At 59.3% G+C, this 16,340-nt stretch carries 15 protein-coding genes; 7 read left to right on the top strand and 8 right to left on the bottom strand.

Translation table 11 applies throughout. The features are described 5' to 3' along the window. Positions 1 to 27: 27 nt before the first annotated feature. Together X268_RS38030 and X268_RS38025 are read right to left on the bottom strand one after the other, a co-directional pair. On the bottom strand, positions 28 to 957 hold the full coding sequence (locus X268_RS38030; protein ID WP_128929949.1) for a TauD/TfdA dioxygenase family protein: 930 nt from the start codon (positions 955 to 957) through the stop codon (positions 28 to 30). A 114-nt stretch (positions 958 to 1,071) separates the two neighbouring features. Continuing rightward, entirely contained in the window at positions 1,072 to 1,344 is a 273-nt protein-coding gene (locus X268_RS38025; protein WP_128929948.1) for a hypothetical protein, read from the bottom strand. 253 nt (positions 1,345 to 1,597) lie between these two features. Between X268_RS38025 and X268_RS38020 the strand changes: the two genes are divergently transcribed. The 6 genes from X268_RS38020 (at position 1,598) to X268_RS37990 (ending at position 9,697) form a co-directional block, all read left to right on the top strand. Next, entirely contained in the window at positions 1,598 to 2,941 is a 1,344-nt protein-coding gene (locus X268_RS38020) for an LLM class flavin-dependent oxidoreductase (protein WP_128929947.1), read from the top strand. 1,200 nt (positions 2,942 to 4,141) lie between these two features. Next, positions 4,142 to 5,014 (top strand): S1/P1 nuclease, encoded by an 873-nt coding sequence (locus X268_RS38010; RefSeq protein ID WP_164934264.1) that lies wholly within the window; start codon positions 4,142 to 4,144, stop codon positions 5,012 to 5,014. A gap of 641 nt (positions 5,015 to 5,655) precedes the next feature. Then, positions 5,656 to 5,856, top strand: a complete 201-nt coding sequence (locus X268_RS40475) for a hypothetical protein (RefSeq protein WP_128929944.1) — start codon at positions 5,656 to 5,658, stop codon at positions 5,854 to 5,856. Positions 5,857 to 6,034: 178 nt separating this feature from the next. Continuing rightward, positions 6,035 to 7,147, top strand: coding sequence for a Fic family protein (locus X268_RS38000; protein ID WP_128929943.1), 1,113 nt, complete (start codon positions 6,035 to 6,037; stop codon positions 7,145 to 7,147). Between the two features lie 388 nt (positions 7,148 to 7,535). Continuing rightward, positions 7,536 to 8,588 carry a DNA-processing protein DprA gene (locus tag X268_RS37995; protein WP_128929942.1) on the top strand — a complete coding sequence of 351 codons (1,053 nt, stop codon included), beginning with the start codon at positions 7,536 to 7,538 and terminating at the stop codon, positions 8,586 to 8,588. Positions 8,589 to 8,596: 8 nt separating this feature from the next. Continuing rightward, positions 8,597 to 9,697, top strand: a complete 1,101-nt coding sequence (locus tag X268_RS37990; RefSeq protein ID WP_128929941.1) for an HAD-IA family hydrolase — start codon at positions 8,597 to 8,599, stop codon at positions 9,695 to 9,697. 392 nt (positions 9,698 to 10,089) lie between these two features. Here the strand turns inward: X268_RS37990 and X268_RS37985 are convergent, their stop codons facing one another. Then, on the bottom strand, positions 10,090 to 10,257 hold the full coding sequence (locus X268_RS37985; protein ID WP_128929940.1) for a DUF2934 domain-containing protein: 168 nt from the start codon (positions 10,255 to 10,257) through the stop codon (positions 10,090 to 10,092). Positions 10,258 to 11,755: 1,498 nt separating this feature from the next. On the opposite strand from X268_RS37985, the gene X268_RS39800 reads away from it, so the two are divergent. Further along, a complete protein-coding gene (locus tag X268_RS39800) occupies positions 11,756 to 11,908 on the top strand; it encodes a hypothetical protein (protein WP_164934263.1) in 153 nt (50 codons plus the stop codon). A 72-nt stretch (positions 11,909 to 11,980) separates the two neighbouring features. On the opposite strand, the gene panC is transcribed toward X268_RS39800, so the two are convergent. The 5 genes from panC to X268_RS37955 form a co-directional block, all read right to left on the bottom strand. Then, positions 11,981 to 12,844 (bottom strand): pantoate--beta-alanine ligase, encoded by an 864-nt coding sequence (gene panC, locus X268_RS37975; protein ID WP_164934262.1) that lies wholly within the window; start codon positions 12,842 to 12,844, stop codon positions 11,981 to 11,983. 4 nt (positions 12,845 to 12,848) lie between these two features. Then, positions 12,849 to 13,727 carry a 3-methyl-2-oxobutanoate hydroxymethyltransferase gene (gene panB / locus X268_RS37970; RefSeq protein ID WP_128929937.1) on the bottom strand — a complete coding sequence of 293 codons (879 nt, stop codon included), beginning with the start codon at positions 13,725 to 13,727 and terminating at the stop codon, positions 12,849 to 12,851. 529 nt (positions 13,728 to 14,256) lie between these two features. Further along, a complete protein-coding gene (locus tag X268_RS37965) occupies positions 14,257 to 14,490 on the bottom strand; it encodes a hypothetical protein (RefSeq protein ID WP_128929936.1) in 234 nt (77 codons plus the stop codon). Between the two features lie 200 nt (positions 14,491 to 14,690). Continuing rightward, positions 14,691 to 14,987 carry a ferredoxin family protein gene (locus X268_RS37960; protein ID WP_128929935.1) on the bottom strand — a complete coding sequence of 99 codons (297 nt, stop codon included), beginning with the start codon at positions 14,985 to 14,987 and terminating at the stop codon, positions 14,691 to 14,693. Between the two features lie 31 nt (positions 14,988 to 15,018). Continuing rightward, the gene (locus X268_RS37955) at positions 15,019 to 16,326 is read right to left on the bottom strand and encodes an FAD-dependent oxidoreductase (RefSeq protein WP_128929934.1); all 1,308 of its coding nucleotides are present in this window, start codon (positions 16,324 to 16,326) and stop codon (positions 15,019 to 15,021) included. Between the last annotated feature and the right edge of the window lie 14 nt (positions 16,327 to 16,340).

Below are 16,340 nucleotides of genomic sequence, written 5' to 3'. Positions count from 1 at the left end.
GTGTCAAACCCGGTCAAGTGTTGGAGATCAAGCGGCCTTGGGCGCCTGCGCCTTCGGCGCCTTGACGCGCGTCACGCTGTGACGACCGTCGACGCTGACAGGCACTTCCCCATCGATGGTGGCGCGGCGGACGACGCGGTGCTGATCGCCATAATCGTTGACGGCGTAGTGCTGGGTTGCCCGGTTGTCCCAGATCGCGAGGTCACCGGCCTGCCAGGTCCAGCGTACGGTGTTCTCGGGCGCGGTGATGTGGGACTGGAAAAGCTCGAACAGCTTCTGGCCATCATATTTCGGCAAGCCGACGAAGCGCTGCACGAAGTTGCCGAGCACCAGGGTGCGTTCGCCGGTTTCGGGATGAACCCGCACGACCGGATGCTCCGTCTCATAGATCGTGCCGGTAAAAACCTCGTCGAAATGCTTGCGATCCGCTTCGCTCGCGGGCGTCTTCACCGCGTAGTCGTAAGCGTTGCTGTGGACCGCCCAGAGCTCGTCGGCAAGCTTGCGCAGCGGCGCCGGCAGGTCGAGATAGGCCGCCGCCGTGTTCGACCACACGGTATCGCCGCCGTATGGCGGGATCACAACGCCACGCAGCACCGAGATTTTCGGATAGGCATCGACGAAGGTGACGTCCGTGTGCCACTGGTCTGCACGACCGCCGCCACGACCTGAATCGAGCTCCAGGATCGATGAAGTGCCCTTGGTCGCACCGACCGTCGGATGCGGCACGAGCTTACCGAGCCTGATAGCAAAGCGCTCCTGCTCGGCATCGTCGAGATGCCCCTGGTTGCGGAAGAAGGTGACCTTGTGCTCCAGCAGCACATGATTGATGGCGCGAATGACGTCGTCGGACAAATCGCCTGATAATTTGACGTTCCGGATTTCGGCACCGAGCCGGGCCGCACGTTTGACGATATCGGCGCGCGGAATGACGTTGTCGATGGTGATCGGGTTGCTCATGATCGTATCTCTCATTGAATTCGTGGACAAAGCTCCGCCATACGCCGGTCATGCCGGCGGCGGCGGACAGTGACGGGTGGTTTCCTGGTTGGCCCTAGGGGATCACGTCGGCGGCTAGACAGTCGGCAGCAGGCGGATCCCGGCGGTACAGCTCTCCGCCATCGCCGCAGTGCGAAGCGATGCGCACAGCACCATTAGCCGGGCCACATTGCGAACGATGTTTGGATCGGATTGCCGCATGGTGAACGACCTCGCTTGGACGTTGCCGATGGTAAAAGCGATGGCGCTCCAGTCAATGAAACGAAACCAGCGTTGTTTTCGGCGCCGCGCAATGATCGCTTCGTTGGGACGGCGAGCACGGAAAGATTTGCGATCATGACGGCCCATGCGAGCGCCTCACATGCGCGAAGACGAGCAAAATCGAGCCAACGGACGCACGAAACGACGCGGTTCATTTGCCTTGATCACCAGCACGAACGCACTCATCTCCCGCTAGCGACGCGCTCGTATCGTTCATGCTCGCTTCGCCGACAACAACGCAAATTCATTACATCGACAGCTTTGCGAGCATCGACATAGAGTCAACTGCAACGCGCGCGGTGACGCCGCGATCCGGAGATAACCAACCATTGCGAGCCAGATGATGAGCAAACGCCAGCTTTCCCTCAACTTCTTCATCTATCCGGACGGTCATCACGAGGCCGCGTGGCGGCACAAGGCCTCGACGACGGACCGCATTCTCGACGTCACCTACTATCAGGAACTGGCGCAACGCGCCGAAGCGCACAAGTTCGACGCGGTCTTCTTCGCCGACGGGCCGGTGCTCTCGGATAACGTCCGCTACGCGCAGCGCTTCCGGCTCGAGCCGATCACGCTTCTCGCCGCGATCGCGTCGGCTACCACGCACATCGGCCTGATCGCGACCGCTTCAACCACCTACACCGAACCCTACAATCTCGCTCGGCTGTTCGCGTCGCTCGATCACCTCAGCCGCGGGCGTGCAGGATGGAACATCGTGACGACAAGCTCGCCACAGGCAGCGCAGAACTTCGGCCTGCCTGAGCATCCTCCGCATCACGAGCGGTACGAGCGGGCGCGCGAATATCTCGATGTCGTCACCGCGCTATGGGACAGCTGGGAGGACGATGCGCTCGTCAATGACCCCGTCTCCGGCATTTTCGCTGATACCAGCAAGATCCACGCGATCGACCATATAGGGAAATACTTCCGCGTGCGCGGCCCGCTCAACGTCTCACGGACGCCGCAGGGCCGGCCCGTCTATGTCCAGGCCGGCTCTTCCGAGGACGGACGCGCCTTCGCAGCGCGCTTTGCCGAGGCCATCTTCACGGCGCACCAGACGTTGGCGAGCGCGCAGGAGTTCTATGCCGACATCAAACGGCAGGCGCGTGCGTTCGATCGCAGCCCTGACCAGATCAAGATCCTGCCCGGCATCTCGCCGTTCATCGCCAGCACACAAGCGGAGGCCGACCGGCTTCAGGACGAGTTCAACGCGCTGATCCAGCCGGAGTTCTCGCTCGCCCAGCTCCGCCAGATGACCGGGCTCGACCTCGCCGGCTTTGATCTCGATGGCCCCTTCCCACGTCACCTGATCGATACCGACGGTGCGCATGGCGTTGCCAGCCGCTTCAAGCTGATCGTCGACATCATCGATCGCGAAAAGCCCACGATCCGCCAGCTGGTGCAGCGCCTCGCCGGTGCGCGCGGGCATTGGGTCATCGCCGGCCCCCCGGAAAAGATCGCCGACAACATCCAGACCTGGTTCGAGAACGGCGCAGCCGACGGTTTCAACGTCATGCCTCCGTGGCTGCCGGGCGGGTTCGACCTGTTCGCCGAACAGGTCGTGCCGATCTTGCGCAAGCGCGGCCTCTTCCGCCGTGATTATGCGGGCAGCAGTCTGCGCGATCACTACGGTTTGAGCCGCCCGGCCAGCCTGTTCTCGGGCGCCGTGCGGGCCATTGCGTGAGGGTGGAAAACCAGTCGGGCCGTGCGCACGTCGTCTCTTCAGCAAGGTGCGTTGCCGGTTTTGAACAGAATGTCCGCCTCAGAACCGTCCAGCCTGACCAATTCGCAGCGCCGAAACGCCAAGCCAGTCGTTGAAAGCAGCAAGAAAAAATGCCGTGATCGCAGCACGTCTGGCGATCCGTCGATAAGAACGCGGGCGCCAGTTTCGGACGCCTCGATTAGTATACAGTTGCGCCACCATCGCCCGTCCGCTGCCAGGAGGGTCATCCGATGTTCATGTTCAAAACGGACGAATCGGGTTCCTCTCTTGGTCGGGAGCATCAAGACTCCGCCTGACGGCGCCTTCAAACAAAATCATTGCAATTAGAAGTCGAAGAGCAGAAGGCCAGCGCACGTCTCTGCCCAGACCGAAACATCAAAGTAACTGTGGCTTGATCCGCGCCGGCTCCGATCTAGCGGTTCTCTATAAAAAGGTGAATGCAAACAGGCTTGCGCACAGGAGGACAAATCCCGCTCCAGTCAGGCCCAGGAAGCTTCCTGAGATGAGATCATGTTCGCGCATGAGTGCCTCAGCTGTCTCTGCCAGCTTCGAATCAGAGCAGGTTTGGAGCGGCTGTTGTTAGCCCGCTTGCTCGCACTTTTTCGGCTATTGCGCGTTGAAAATGCATTTTTTGGACACTGCTCGAGACGACTGAGGCGTGTTGCAGCAGCAGGCCTCGTTTAAGGCTTGGCATACGACTTAAGCTGCTTGGACGTTGGCCGTACAAGATGGTCCAGAACCTCCGTCCAGGTAGATGTGAGCGGCTTCATAATTGCGATAAGAGTTCGGGAGTATCCTTTCGACATGCGTGGGTCTCTGATTGTCCTTGCCATCTTTGCAATTATCTTGGCCGTGCGCGGACACCAGCGTGAGAGTGTCGCGTTGCGTCCGACGGAAGCCATGCCGCCTGTCAACGTACCTTAAGGCTTGGCGGGAGCAAGGAATGCGTTGGCAAGATGCTGATCATTTGGGGCGTTTATCTCGTCAGTCAGATTCGAAGAACTATCCGCCGGCGCCGGTCGAGGGCAGAGCGCGGTGAGCAGCGCTATCGGAAGCGTTGAGACAGCCCAATCCGCGGAAACGTTCCGCCGTGCCCGCGAGATGCGGCGAGAGCCGACACAACCATCTGTTTGACATGCGATGCGTTTTTTGGAGGTTGCCGTGACAAAGCTTAGAGTTCTACTTCCCGCCTGCATTACCATCCTGGCGGGCAGCACGTCGACTGCGCTCGCGTGGGGACAGCTCGGGCATTCCGTGATTGCTGAGCTCGCGCAGCGACATCTCACCCCGGCTGCCACGACCAAGCTCAAGGACCTGATCGGAGAGACCTCGTTGGCGTCGATCTCGAACTGGGCTGACGACTACAAGTTCACGGCAGAAGGGAAGAACACGTATCGCTGGCACTTCGTCGACATCGATGTCGCCCGCGCCACTTATGATTCCGCGCTGGACTGCAATGAGGCAAACAATCAGGGCACTTGCATCGTGCGGGGCCTGCCTGAGGCGATTGCGGTGTTAAAGGACACTTCGCGCAGTAAGGACGACAGGCTGCGTGCGCTCAAGCTGGTGGTTCATCTTGCGGGTGATCTTGAGCAACCGCTTCACGCAAGTGAACGGGATGGCGACCAGGGTGGTAACAAGTTGCACGTCATATTGCGTGCCAAACGCTCGGATGGAACGTCATACACGCGCGCATCGACGTTTCACAGCATGTGGGATGATTCTCTGATCGACCTTCAGGCCTATTCGTGGGGAAGCTATGCGGACGCAATCGACGGTGCATCGTTGCCGGCGGTTGAGCCCGCTCCCTATGATGAGGCACGCATCGCTGCTTGGGCCAATGACACCCATGCGCTCGGGATAAGGGCCTATCAGCTTCTGCCTCAAGGTGCGCCGGAGCAGAACGACGCTGGTCATCCCATTGAGCTCGGAGCGGAGTATGCCGCTGCCGTCAAATCAGATCTTGATGGCGAGCTGGCAAAGGGAGCTGCGCGATTGAAAGCCATCCTTGAGGATGCACTTGGAGATTCGTGATGTGAGGCGAGCGTTGACCAACAGACGCGTCCGATCACAACTTTGTTCATCTCTCGAAGGCAACGCGAAACGCCGCCGTTGATTTGATATTTCTGCGCCCTTATTTGCGTCCTAGAGGTGGCGTCGGCTGCTACAGCACCGCCAGCTCGTTTGATGAAACCAAGGCTGGAAATGCAGTCGACGACGAAGCATTTGGACGAGATGAGAGGACCGTCGGCTCCAGCTCTCGGGGACGGTTTCGTTGTTGCGCTATTTGGACGGCGGCCACAGCGGGCTATCCGCCCACTTCCGCGCAGCTGGATCGTGCAGGGGATCGCCTCCGCAGGCGAGGCAGACGTAGCCCGGCCGGCCGGGCGCCTCGTCGTCAGGCACGGCCGTCATCGGCTTGCCGCAGGTCGGGCACAGGGTTTCGGCTTGCGTAGAGCCTTGTGATCGGATTTCCCCCCGTGTCGCGCGGCGATCAGGATGGAAGGCGCTTCCTACCCAGATTGCCGCGCTACACCTCCGCTGTGAGCTTAGTTTCTCTGGCGCCGTGAGCTCAAGCAGATCCTTTAAATCCGTCCGACGCATCAGCAGGCCCTTGACGGAACGCGCATCCGGCAATGATATTCGGGTTATCAGTGATGTTGCGGGGGGGCGTCGTGGAAGAGTTCTATAGTGGCTTTGCGCAGCGGGCGCGCGATCTAGCAGAGAAAGCCGACCCATTCACCAAGCGGCGGCTTCTCGACCTCGCCCAGCGTTACGATCTGAAGAGCAGACCGGGATCGCCAGGCGTTCGGTCCCTCCCGCCGCCCCGCGCAACGCCGCCGACGGTGCTCTTCTCCGGCGCTGGCGAAGTGTGATCCAACCCTTCGAAGCGATTACCGCCCGCCCGAGACGGTTATCTTCTCCGGACTCTCATTACGCAGGTCCCCGAATTCTCTTGCTGAGATTATGGCAATTTTCTCATCATTTGTTGCAGAGAATAGCTTGTCAGCGCAATGATTAGCTTGCATAATCTCTGCAAGAGATGATGAGATTATGGCCTACATTCATGAACTGCCTGCTTGGCCCACATTCACTTGGGATATGCAGCGGATTGCAGACCGATTGGCGGCGGTCCGTCATAAGCAGGGCCGCCTGCTCGGCCGGATGGAGCGGCTCGGATTCCCCCTCAAAACTGAGGCTACTCTTCAGACCCTCACTGAAGAAGTGGTGAAGTCGAGTGAGATCGAGGGTGAGATCCTCGATCATGCGCAGGTTCGGTCCTCCATCGCTCGTCATCTTGGTATGGACATTGGGGGCCTTATCCCTGCCGACCGGTACGTCGAAGGCGTGGTCGAGATGATCCTCGACGCCACCGAACACTATGCCGAGGAGCTAACTGCCGAACGCCTCTTCGGCTGGCATGCCGCGCTCTTCCCCACTGGGCGCAGCGGTATGACCAAGATAGTCGTCGGCGCGTGGCGGACGGTCGAGACTGGACCCATGCAAGTTGTCTCGGGCCCGATGGGTCGCGAGCGCGTACACTATGAAGCTCCATCGGCCGAGCGTCTCGATGCGCAGATGCAGACCTTCTTGGAGTGGTTTAACCGTAATATCGTTAGCATCGATCCCGTGTTGAAGGCCGCTCTCGCTCATCTTTGGTTCGTGACCATCCATCCATTTGAAGACGGCAACGGTCGTATTGCGCGTGCGATCGCTGACCTTGCGCTGGCAAGATCAGAGCGGAGCCCGCAAAGGTTTTACAGTATGTCCGCGCAGATTCGGCGCGAGCGGAACGACTACTACTCAATTCTCGAGCGGATCCAGAAAGGAAACCTCGACATCACCGATTGGATGGCGTGGTTCCTGGATTGCTTAGATCGCGCCTTTGACAACGCGGATGCCATTCTCGGGAGAATTCTCCAGAAAGCGGACTTCTGGGATCGTCATGCGGCTCGCCAGCTCAATGAACGTCAACGAACTGTGCTTAATTGCCTGTTCGATGGATTTGAGGGCAAGCTAACGTCCTCAAAGTGGGCAAAGCTAACGAAGGTCTCCCAGGCGACGGCGGCAAGGGACATTGAGGAATTGATCGAACATGGCATCCTTAAGAAAGATGCCGCCGGGGGCAGAAGCACCAGCTACTCGCTCGTTGACACACACAGCTGATGGCGGAACGGGAAGGATGAGGAGGAAGAAGCATTTGAGAAGATCCTCTCAACGCAACTTAACCGCAACATCGACGTCGTTAATTCGTCGAGACAAGAACTCTCGTTGCTGAGGCTTCCTCAACACGGGTGATCGGCTCTATCAACCTGCTGATCGAGTAGGCCGGCTTGCCTGCTTACGCTGTGATGACCTATTGTGCAGATGTCCATCGATGTGCGGATGCCAAGCGCAAGTTCGTGTTCACGGCAATCTTGATCCTTCGCCGCCGCCGATCTCCTAGGGTGCTCGCCATTTACTGCGTTAACCTCGGACTCGTTCATCCTCGTCCTTAAGAGAGACTGTCGTTCTAGAACGCCGAAGTAGGGCAATTTGAAAGGCGTTGAATGCGATGATTGGCACCGAGACACGAACTGCAGCCGGCATTCTCACACTCACCGCTTTGCGCGGTATCGGCCCTGCTACGGCCGAGCGTCTCGCTGAACGATTCTCGCTTCTTGAAGCGATTTTGGGCGCCGAGCCTGCGAAGCTTCGATCGGTCGTTTCGGCCGCGGTGGCTGAATGCCTTCAGGAGCCCGCCGCCATTGTTAAAGCCAGCGAGAAGGCACAGCGAGTGCTCGACGAGGCGGATCGGCGTGGGGTGCGTGTTCTGTCGATCTTCGATACGGATTATCCAGTGGCTCTGCGCTCTCTTGCCGATCGCCCGCCCATCCTGTTTGTGAAGGGCCAGCTTCCGCCGCGCCGCAGCGTCGCTTGCATCGGCACGCGCGAGCCGTCCGAATTCGGCGAAATCGTCAGCGATAGGATCGTGGAGACACTGGTCGGCGCCAATTGGGCGATCGTGAGTGGCCTTGCGATCGGCGTCGATACGTTGAGCCACCAAAGCGCATTGCATCACGGCGGGCGGACCGTCGCTGTGATGGCGGGTGGTCTTGAGGGCATTTACCCGAAGCAGAATAGCAAGCTCGCCGAAGAGATTCTGGAAAAGGATGGCGCGCTGATCAGCGAGCAGCCTTTCGGCGTGCCGCCATCCCCGCGCAATCTTGTGCAGCGCGATCGCCTGCAAAGCGGGCTTTCGATAGCAACCTTTGTCATGCAGACAGACATCAAGGGCGGCTCGATGCACACGGTGCGCTTCACGATCCAACAGGACCGCGTGCTGTTTGCGCCAGTGCCGCAGGGCCGTCATGCCACAGAGCCTAAGAGCCAGGGCATCTTGGCCATGACGCAGTTGCCCGCGAGCCGCTTCGCCGAAGCTGTGCGGGCTGAAGGTGACTACCGACGCATACTCGCCGAGAGGTATGGCAACCGCCCGGTGGCTGTGCCGCTAGCCAGCAAGGAAGACTACGCCTCCATGCTTGGCTTATTGGAAAGCCGCTTGGCTGGTGGCGAAACCCAAACAGTCGCTCCGCCGTCGTCACCCACGCAGATGTCGATGCTCTAACGGCTGGGATGTTCCTGTTTGACCTCGACATGACGCTTTTCGATAGCTCGGCCATTGCGCAGCAACGTCGCTTTCAGATGTGGGACAATGTCCGGCAGAATATGCATCTGATCCGGCCGTTCCCCGCGCAAGGCCGCGCGGCGCCTCATGAGCTTCCCGCCCTTCTCAGGGCGGACGGACAGAGGATCGGCATCGTCACCTCTTCGCCTGAATGGTACGCGACTTCAGTCCTCCAGCAATTCCGCATCCCTTACGACGTGCTGGTCAGCTACGGCAATACCCAGAACCACAAACCCGACCCCGAGCCGATCCTGGAAGCGCTACGTCGTGTCGGCGTGGCTGCGACGACGGAAACGCTCTACATCGGTGATGATGTCGGTGACATCGAAGCCAGTTACCATGCCGGGGTGACTTCTGTTGCGGTCCGATGGGGGCCTACGTCAATCTTCGAGCTTTCCTCCAGTGCACCGGACGTCTTCATGTCGAAGGCATCCACCTTGCTGAGACGCGAACATTCCTGGCCGCGGCTATATTGGCGAAGCGTGAGCGCAGCCGTGTTGTCGCTGAAGAGTGATGATACCCACGCCAAGATTCTCGGTGAGGCCGTAGGTCGAGCCATCGCAACCCTCGACTGGGCACCGGACTATGTTGTGCCGGTTCCGATGAAGCCTTCTCAACAGCGCAATCGCTTTGAATTGCTGCTCAATGAGGCAGCAGATCATTTCGATGAGGACATCGAACTGGAGCTGAAGGGCCTGCGTGTCGTCAAGGAAATCGAGGGCTACAAGCAGATGAATTCGCTGGAGCGCGCCGAAGCAATCAAAGGCGCTTTCCATTCTAATTTCAGATGGAACAATAACAAGATCTTGCTGATCGACGATGTCTACACGACCGGGGAGACCACCGGGGAATGTGTCCGGACACTCGCCGCCAGCGGCGCCGGCGAAGTCAGGATCATGACGCTGGCGAAGGACCAGCGGGTATTTGCTCGCAAGACCTGCCCCGCCTGCGGTCGCTCTATGAAAATCCGGGAGAATCACACAACCCATTTCAAATTCTGGGGCTGCTCGGGTTATCCTCACCACTGCCAAAACACTGAAAACTTCTAGAGCATGATCCCGAGAAGTGTGCAGCGGTTTTCGGAGGCTCAAACAATAACCTAAAGCGCGACGAGGATTCATCTCATTCTCATCGCGCTTTAATGTGCGCGTGAGCGATTGATCCGCGCTCCAAGCCAGAAAACATGCCGAGCGAGCGCGGAACGAACGACGCCATCGACAACGACCGGCATTGAAGAAGAGGAAGACGGACGTGGATCTGAATGGCCAGCGGTTTGAGGCCCGTCCAATCAGACGTGCAGAGCTCACGCGAGATGAGAGTTGACGTTGACGAATAACCCGGCCGAACCGTTTCCACCCGTCTGCTCGTCGCTCACTCCGCTCGGGCGGTCTTGCGGGCACGCACAACATGATCCCGTGTAGAGAGTGCCAAACGGCGGCGGCTAAATCGCGTCAGGCGAGCCATTTTCCGGAGCGCCGCGCTCTGCCTGCTCCTGCAGCTCGCGTTCGGCTTGATGCCAGAATTCGAGTTCGCGCCCTTCCGGCCTGCCTGCTTTCTCCCAGAGCTCGTGGGCCTTGTTTTTGATCTGCTCTTCGGTCGGGAATGCCATGGCGGACTCCGCGGGGGCACGGTCCCGCCTTTGGGGGGCTTTGGGGGTATGCGGCAGGACCGTGGGGGCACAAGGGCCCTTTCATTGAACCGCCCAGAAGCCAGCATGTTCCAATAACCAGGGCGAGGCATGAGATGCGCCCGAGCAAAATTAGCGCGCTCCAACCTCAGAAGGCCGGAAGGCCTAGCTAAATTTCCCCTCAGCACGATCTTACCTTCACGAGCGTATGATGCGTTTAGATGCAGACGTGCGGGCCGCTGCCGGCCGCCTTGGCGACCGGCTCCATCCGCGTGCAGCCAAAGGCGTCGCTAGAACACCGGCTTGCTTGTTGTCATGCGCTGCGGCTCGCCAGCTACAATCGCATCGAGAAAAGCGCTGTTGATATTGGTGCCCTCGCTGACAGCAGGCGACTTTACTTCCATCGCCTCCAGGGCACGGGGCTCTGTTCGGTGACGCGCTATCTCGATCGATGCGCTCGATCAACTTCTGAGAAAAGGCTAGCTCAAGTATGCGATCATTCTTCTCGAGCGCTTGGCCTAATCGGATCCACCGTAGCTAAACCTGGTATATTTGCTTGAGATCCGGCATCTGTGCGAGGCCGTCTTTGCCGGTGGCCAGGATGTTCAACACGAACCTTGAAAGTCACAGCCACGCCCTTCCCTAGCGCCACATCGTCGGCGTCGAGCGAAGTGCCTCAAGCGCGACCTGCCTTAGGCGCTCCGCTGTTGTCTCACCCTTGGTTGCGGCTTCGATCAACTTGGAGGCGACATGGGCACGAAGGCCAGTTTCACTGCGGGAGATCTCCTGGCAGACCTCATCAAGCACGGCGCGGAGAAGGACACTCGTCGCTGGGTCCAACACGGGCGACTCCGAAAACGTGAAGGAAAATAAGGGCACGAGCAGGCACGTTGCAAATTTGATCTTTCGTCTGAAAGTAGGACAATATAAACTGTTAGCCCGGATGACGCACCCAGGCCGGGTGTCAACGAACACGGACGACATTGCGCAACTAGGGGCAAGAACGGACCCGGCTGTCCTGGCGGAATTCGGCGTTGAACTGGGATTTGTTGATGATTTTCACCGCAGCGGGATTGCAACAGGCCGATCCAGCTGTTCAGCACGCCCCCCAACGGTTGGATGTGAACCCATCCGCTAGGCAGGCGCGGCCGAGCGGGTGGTCCGGAACTCGCCGCGCGCAGACGAACAATGGATTCGATGTCCGACCGTTTTCCCTATTATGAGATTTTGCTCACTCGCCGTGGCCGCGGCTGGTTCTGGTCGCTCTCGACGGATGAAGGGATGCTGGTCATGGCAGGTTCAAAACGTAGCCGGCTGGCCGCCCGGTATGAGGCTAACAGGGCTTTGTTTTTGCTGCTCAGCGCGCCAGGCGGCGCGCGACATCCAGCTTCACCGCCGCGAGCTGGCGAGCGGCCAGGTGTGCGGCGTTAGCTGCTGCGGCGCCGTCCCGAAATCAACCAGATATGTTCGGAGAATGATGATGACGAAGCGCGGACCGAAGGAGCTATCTCAAGCCGGCATCGTTTTTCCAAAGAAACCTCGCCCGGCAAAAGCAAAAAAGCTGACGGCGACAATGAAGCGTCGTGCACTCAAGGTGCAAAAGGTCGAACGAGCTGCAACATCATCGCAGTGAGCGCGGCTGGGATCAGCACGCGCGCTGGAGCACCGCCCTGCCTCCTGGCGCGACGGAGATCGTGCTCGCTTATCACCGCGCGGTCAGCCTGCGAGCCTCCGTGGTATCGAGCAGGATGTTGTCGATCAGCCGGGTTGAGCCAACATAACCTGCGACACAAATCGCAGCAGGACGCGTCAGCTCGCTTGTAGCTGGCGTGAGCGTTTCGGCATCGACGATTTCCAGGTATTGCAGCTCGTCGATCTCTATAGTCTGCCTGGCGAGTGACAACAGCCGGATGGAATCGCGCTCGCCTGCCTGAAAGACAGCCTTTGCTGCGAAAAGGCCGCGGCTGATGGAAAGGGCGCTGCTGCGTTCAGGAGCGCTGAGATAGCGGTTCCGGCTGCTCATGGCGAGCCCGTCCGGATCGCGAACCGTCGGGACGGTGACGATTTCGATCGGGAGATTGAGATCGGTGACCATCCGCCGCACTACGGCACATTGCTGAAAGTCCTTTTGTCCGAAGAACGCCAGATCAGGCTGCACCATGTTGAACAGCTTGCAGACGACGGTCGTAACACCCCGAAAGTGGCCGGGCCTGAACGGGCCACAGAGGGGCTGTGCCGGTGCACCCGGTTCGACAAAGGTGTCGAACCCCGACCGATACACTTCCTCCGCCCCGGGAGCAAAGATAATATCGACGTCAGCCTCGCGGCACAGTCGTTCGTCTCGGGGGAAGTCCCGTGGATACACGCTGAGATCTTCCTTCGGGCCAAACTGGGCCGGGTTGACGAAGATGCTGACGACCGTGGTGTTGCAGCGTGCCCGGCTCGCTTTAACAAGCGCGAGATGACCATCGTGCAGGTATCCCATTGTGGGCACAAATCCGACGCGACCATTCGGTTTGTGACCAGCGAGGGCGCGGCGCAGCTCGCGGACGGTTTTTATGGTGCGCACGACGCTAAATTCCGTCCCGCTCGCCTGGCGTCCAGTTTGCGACGACCTCCGCCAGGGATTCCGGCAAACGGTAGGACTCCTGAGCGTCCGGAAATGTGCCCTCCCGGACATCGGTCGCCCAGCTTGCGAGGGCATCCTGCAAGACCTGAAATCCGTTCGAATAGGGGCGCACGAATTTCGGCCGGTGCCCCTCCGTCAATCCGACCACGTCGTGGAACACGAGTACCTGGCCCGAACATTTCGCTCCCGCGCCGATCCCAATGGTCGGAATCTTCAGGATCTCGGTCACACGCGCTGCAAGCTCGGCCGGAATGCCCTCGAGCACGAGCGCAAAGCATCCCGCTTGCTCTAACCGGTGCGCGTCCTCGAGCAGTTGCAATGCAGCCTCGCTCGTGCGACCCTGCACCCTGAAGCCGCCCATGACGTTGACGCTTTGCGGGGTGAGGCCGAGGTGTCCCATCACCGGGATTTCGCATTGGACCAGCGCGCGTATCATGTCGATGCGCTTGGCGCCCCCTTCCAGCTTGACGGCATCTGCTCCCCGTTGCAGGAAGCCACCTGCGTTGCGGATAGTTTCCTGCGGGCTGACATGGAAGCTGAGAAACGGCATATCAGCCACGAGCAGCGCACGAGGTCTTGTGCGCGCGACAGCCTCCAGATGATAGTTCATCATCGGCATGCTGACCGGAAGGGTATTGTCGTAGCCGAGACAGACATTGCCGACGCTGTCGCCCACGAGGAGGATATCGACGATGGAATCGGCAATCCGCGCTGTCACGGCGTCATAGGCGGTGGTCATCGTTATGCGCCGCCGTTCCTCCTTCCATTGTTGAAGGAGCGGAATCGTCACTCGCGCACTGGGCGCTTGAGATATGTGGCTCATCTGCGATCCCCGGTTGTGTTCAATCCGCATTCGTTGCAGCTGCGCTTCTTAGGGGAGACGACAGAAATGGGTCAATGGTCAATTTAAGAAAGAGAAAATGTCTCTCTGAATGGCAACATCAGCAGGCCGGAGGTTTTGATGATTGCGCGATCATGGTGTGAGTACTTCTTCGCGTAACCAAATCCCGCGGCGTTGAGCACGTGGAGGGGCGCAACTGTTCCGGTGATGGACGGCTTGCGGCGCGCGGCCGGGGACATTGCAGACGAGGTTAGGCAACAGAAACACGTCTATTGCACGCCGAACCAAAAATGCCGCGCGGGTCTTAGGGACGTCCGAAAGGCAGCAGCGTCCCTTGGGCGCCAATGGCTTGATCTCGGAAAAGGCGACACGGGAGTGGTCGTCAATGTAGACGGGCTGGGAGCGCCGGGTAATGCCGTCTCCGATCCCTCCAAAAACGCCACAGCGTTATGATGTCGATGTGAATGATCTCGCCTGGGCTTTCACGCTCATATCGGCCTTCCCCGCTCAGTCAGCTCCTCGCGATCCGGTTCAATTCTAAGCGACGAGGATGGCTGACGGCGGCCGTCGACACTTCGACCTGGTCGGCGATCTGCGTGCCGGTGTAGATGTCGGCGCAATGCGTCGAAGCCTGCACATGTGGCTGGCGGGACTTGGCGACGAAAGGGTCTGGAGGAGCGATTGCGCAACCAAGCAACACCTTCCGCGCGGAACCGCTTGACCTATTTTCAATCGTCTTCGGCAAGATGTTTCACAGGTCAGCCATCGGCTTGCGGCAGCCTACTCCTCCGCAGCATCGCCTATCGACCTTTGGGCATCAACGGCGCATTCTTGTGGGTGTTCATCCGGTCTCTCCCAGAACACTGCAGCTTCGGAAACTCAGCTTTCTCGGTTCAGAACGGATGGGCACTTCCTGAAAGATCACAGCTACGTTGAGCCGAATTATTAGCCAAACTTGAACAGTACGCCGTAACCACCTCGCGGATAGCTCCACTCGATGTCACCTCTCTCCTCGCAGATCACGCGGCAAGTGCCGCACTCGATGCAGCCGTCCACGGCGACTTCTATCTGGTGCTTGTCGTTAGCTACATAGCAGTGAGCCGGGCAGGTTGTCAGCATGCTCACGAGCTCCGAGGATGGCATCGTGTGTGGCCGCACCTTGATGTGAGGGTGCCCAGGATCAAGCAGGTAGCGGTTGTAGAATAGCCTGTCCTCGACGCGCGCGGATCGGTCGGTCGACATGGTTAGCCCTCATGGGGGTGTGAGAGAAGCGTTACCGCCAAGCGCGCGCGAGGCGAACGGCATCACCGAGCAGGCCGCTCCACGAACGGCTCTTGACGAAGGAGTTTAGTGATTGCTTTTCCTTTTCGGCCTTTGGTGTCCCGTCGACCCGCAAGAAATTCTGCATCGATTCCGAGACGAGCTCCGGATATGTCAGAAAAAAGTTCCGGGAGTAGGTGTGCATCAGCGCGGGCATGTCTTTGTACTTCCTTAGGTCCCTAATGACAAACGAATGGTCCAACATCGTCTTGTAAATTGACAGATTCGTCGCTGTCATTGGGGCGCCGCGCGACTTGACTTGGATGATCGCTTCGGCCGCGAGTCGCCCCGATGTCATTGCGAGGTTTGAGCCCTCGCGATGCATAGCGTTGTTGAGTTGAGCGGCGTCGCCTACGACGACCCAGCCCTCGCCATATAGCTGCGGAATGGCCTTGAAGCCACCCTCGGGAATGAGGTGAGCGGCATATTCCTTGACTTCCGATCCCTCGATCAGCGGAGCGACCGAAGGATGCCGCTTGAAGCGATCGAGCAGACCATACGGTGTTTCCCCGGTGCTTGTGAAGTGCGCGACCAGGCATCCGATGCCAAGGGAGATGCATTCCTTATTGGTGTAGATGAAGCCCATGCCTGTCATGCCGCGGGAGATGGTGCCCGCAGCCTCAATGACGAGCCCTTCATCGCCCTTAAGATTGAAGCGGGCCTCGATAACTTCGCGCGGTAGGAAGTGCATCTCCTTCACGGCGAGTGCGACCGTGTCCGGCGTAGGCCGCTTGCGTACGCCGGCCCGCGTGCCAAGAAGGCCGTTGACGCCTTCCGCGAGGACCACCGCGCCAGCATGGATCTCGCCATCGGCGCGGTCAGTCCGCACACCCACCACCTTGCCGTTAGCATCTTGCATTAGTTCGGTTGCCGTTGTCTCGCATAGCACCGTGGCGCCAGCTTCGCGAACTTTCTGCGAGAACCACCTATCGAACTGAGCGCGGATGATAGTATAGCGGTTCGGCCTTTCTTCGTTGAAGTCGTCGGAGCGGTAGTGCAGGCCGGTGTGAGAGCGGTCATCCATCATCCAGAAGCGCTGTTCGACCAGATGCCGCTCAAGCGGCGCGTCTTGTCGAAAGTTAGCGACAAGCGCCTCCAGCATATCGGCATAGAGGATCGCACCCTGCACGTTCTTCGACCCGGGATATTCGCCACGCTCGAGCTGAAGAACCTTCAGGCCGTGCTTGGCAAGCGTGAGCGCCGCTGCATTGCCGGCCATACCTGCCCCGACGACGATGATGTCAAATGTTTCCGCGGTCACGAGGTCTCTCCTTG

The sequence above is a fragment of the Bradyrhizobium guangxiense genome, assembly GCF_004114915.1.
In the GTDB taxonomy this organism is placed as follows: domain Bacteria; phylum Pseudomonadota; class Alphaproteobacteria; order Rhizobiales; family Xanthobacteraceae; genus Bradyrhizobium; species Bradyrhizobium guangxiense.
This window is presented reverse-complemented; position numbering and strand designations above follow the sequence as displayed.

Bases quoted from the DNA above. Each gene is read 5' to 3' on its own strand.
- X268_RS38030 (WP_128929949.1), bottom strand. From the start codon at position 957: ATGAGCAACCCGATCACCATCGACAACGTCATTCCGCGCGCCGATATC.
- X268_RS38020 (WP_128929947.1), top strand. From the start codon at position 1,598: ATGATGAGCAAACGCCAGCTTTCCCTCAACTTCTTCATCTATCCGGAC.
- X268_RS38025 (WP_128929948.1), bottom strand. From the start codon at position 1,344: ATGGGCCGTCATGATCGCAAATCTTTCCGTGCTCGCCGTCCCAACGAA.
- X268_RS37960 (WP_128929935.1), bottom strand. From the start codon at position 14,987: ATGTCGACCGACCGATCCGCGCGCGTCGAGGACAGGCTATTCTACAAC.
- X268_RS37995 (WP_128929942.1), top strand. From the start codon at position 7,536: ATGATTGGCACCGAGACACGAACTGCAGCCGGCATTCTCACACTCACC.
- X268_RS38000 (WP_128929943.1), top strand. From the start codon at position 6,035: ATGGCCTACATTCATGAACTGCCTGCTTGGCCCACATTCACTTGGGAT.
- X268_RS37985 (WP_128929940.1), bottom strand. From the start codon at position 10,257: ATGGCATTCCCGACCGAAGAGCAGATCAAAAACAAGGCCCACGAGCTC.
- X268_RS39800 (WP_164934263.1), top strand. From the start codon at position 11,756: ATGACGAAGCGCGGACCGAAGGAGCTATCTCAAGCCGGCATCGTTTTT.
- X268_RS37990 (WP_128929941.1), top strand. From the start codon at position 8,597: ATGTTCCTGTTTGACCTCGACATGACGCTTTTCGATAGCTCGGCCATT.
- panB (WP_128929937.1), bottom strand. From the start codon at position 13,727: ATGAGCCACATATCTCAAGCGCCCAGTGCGCGAGTGACGATTCCGCTC.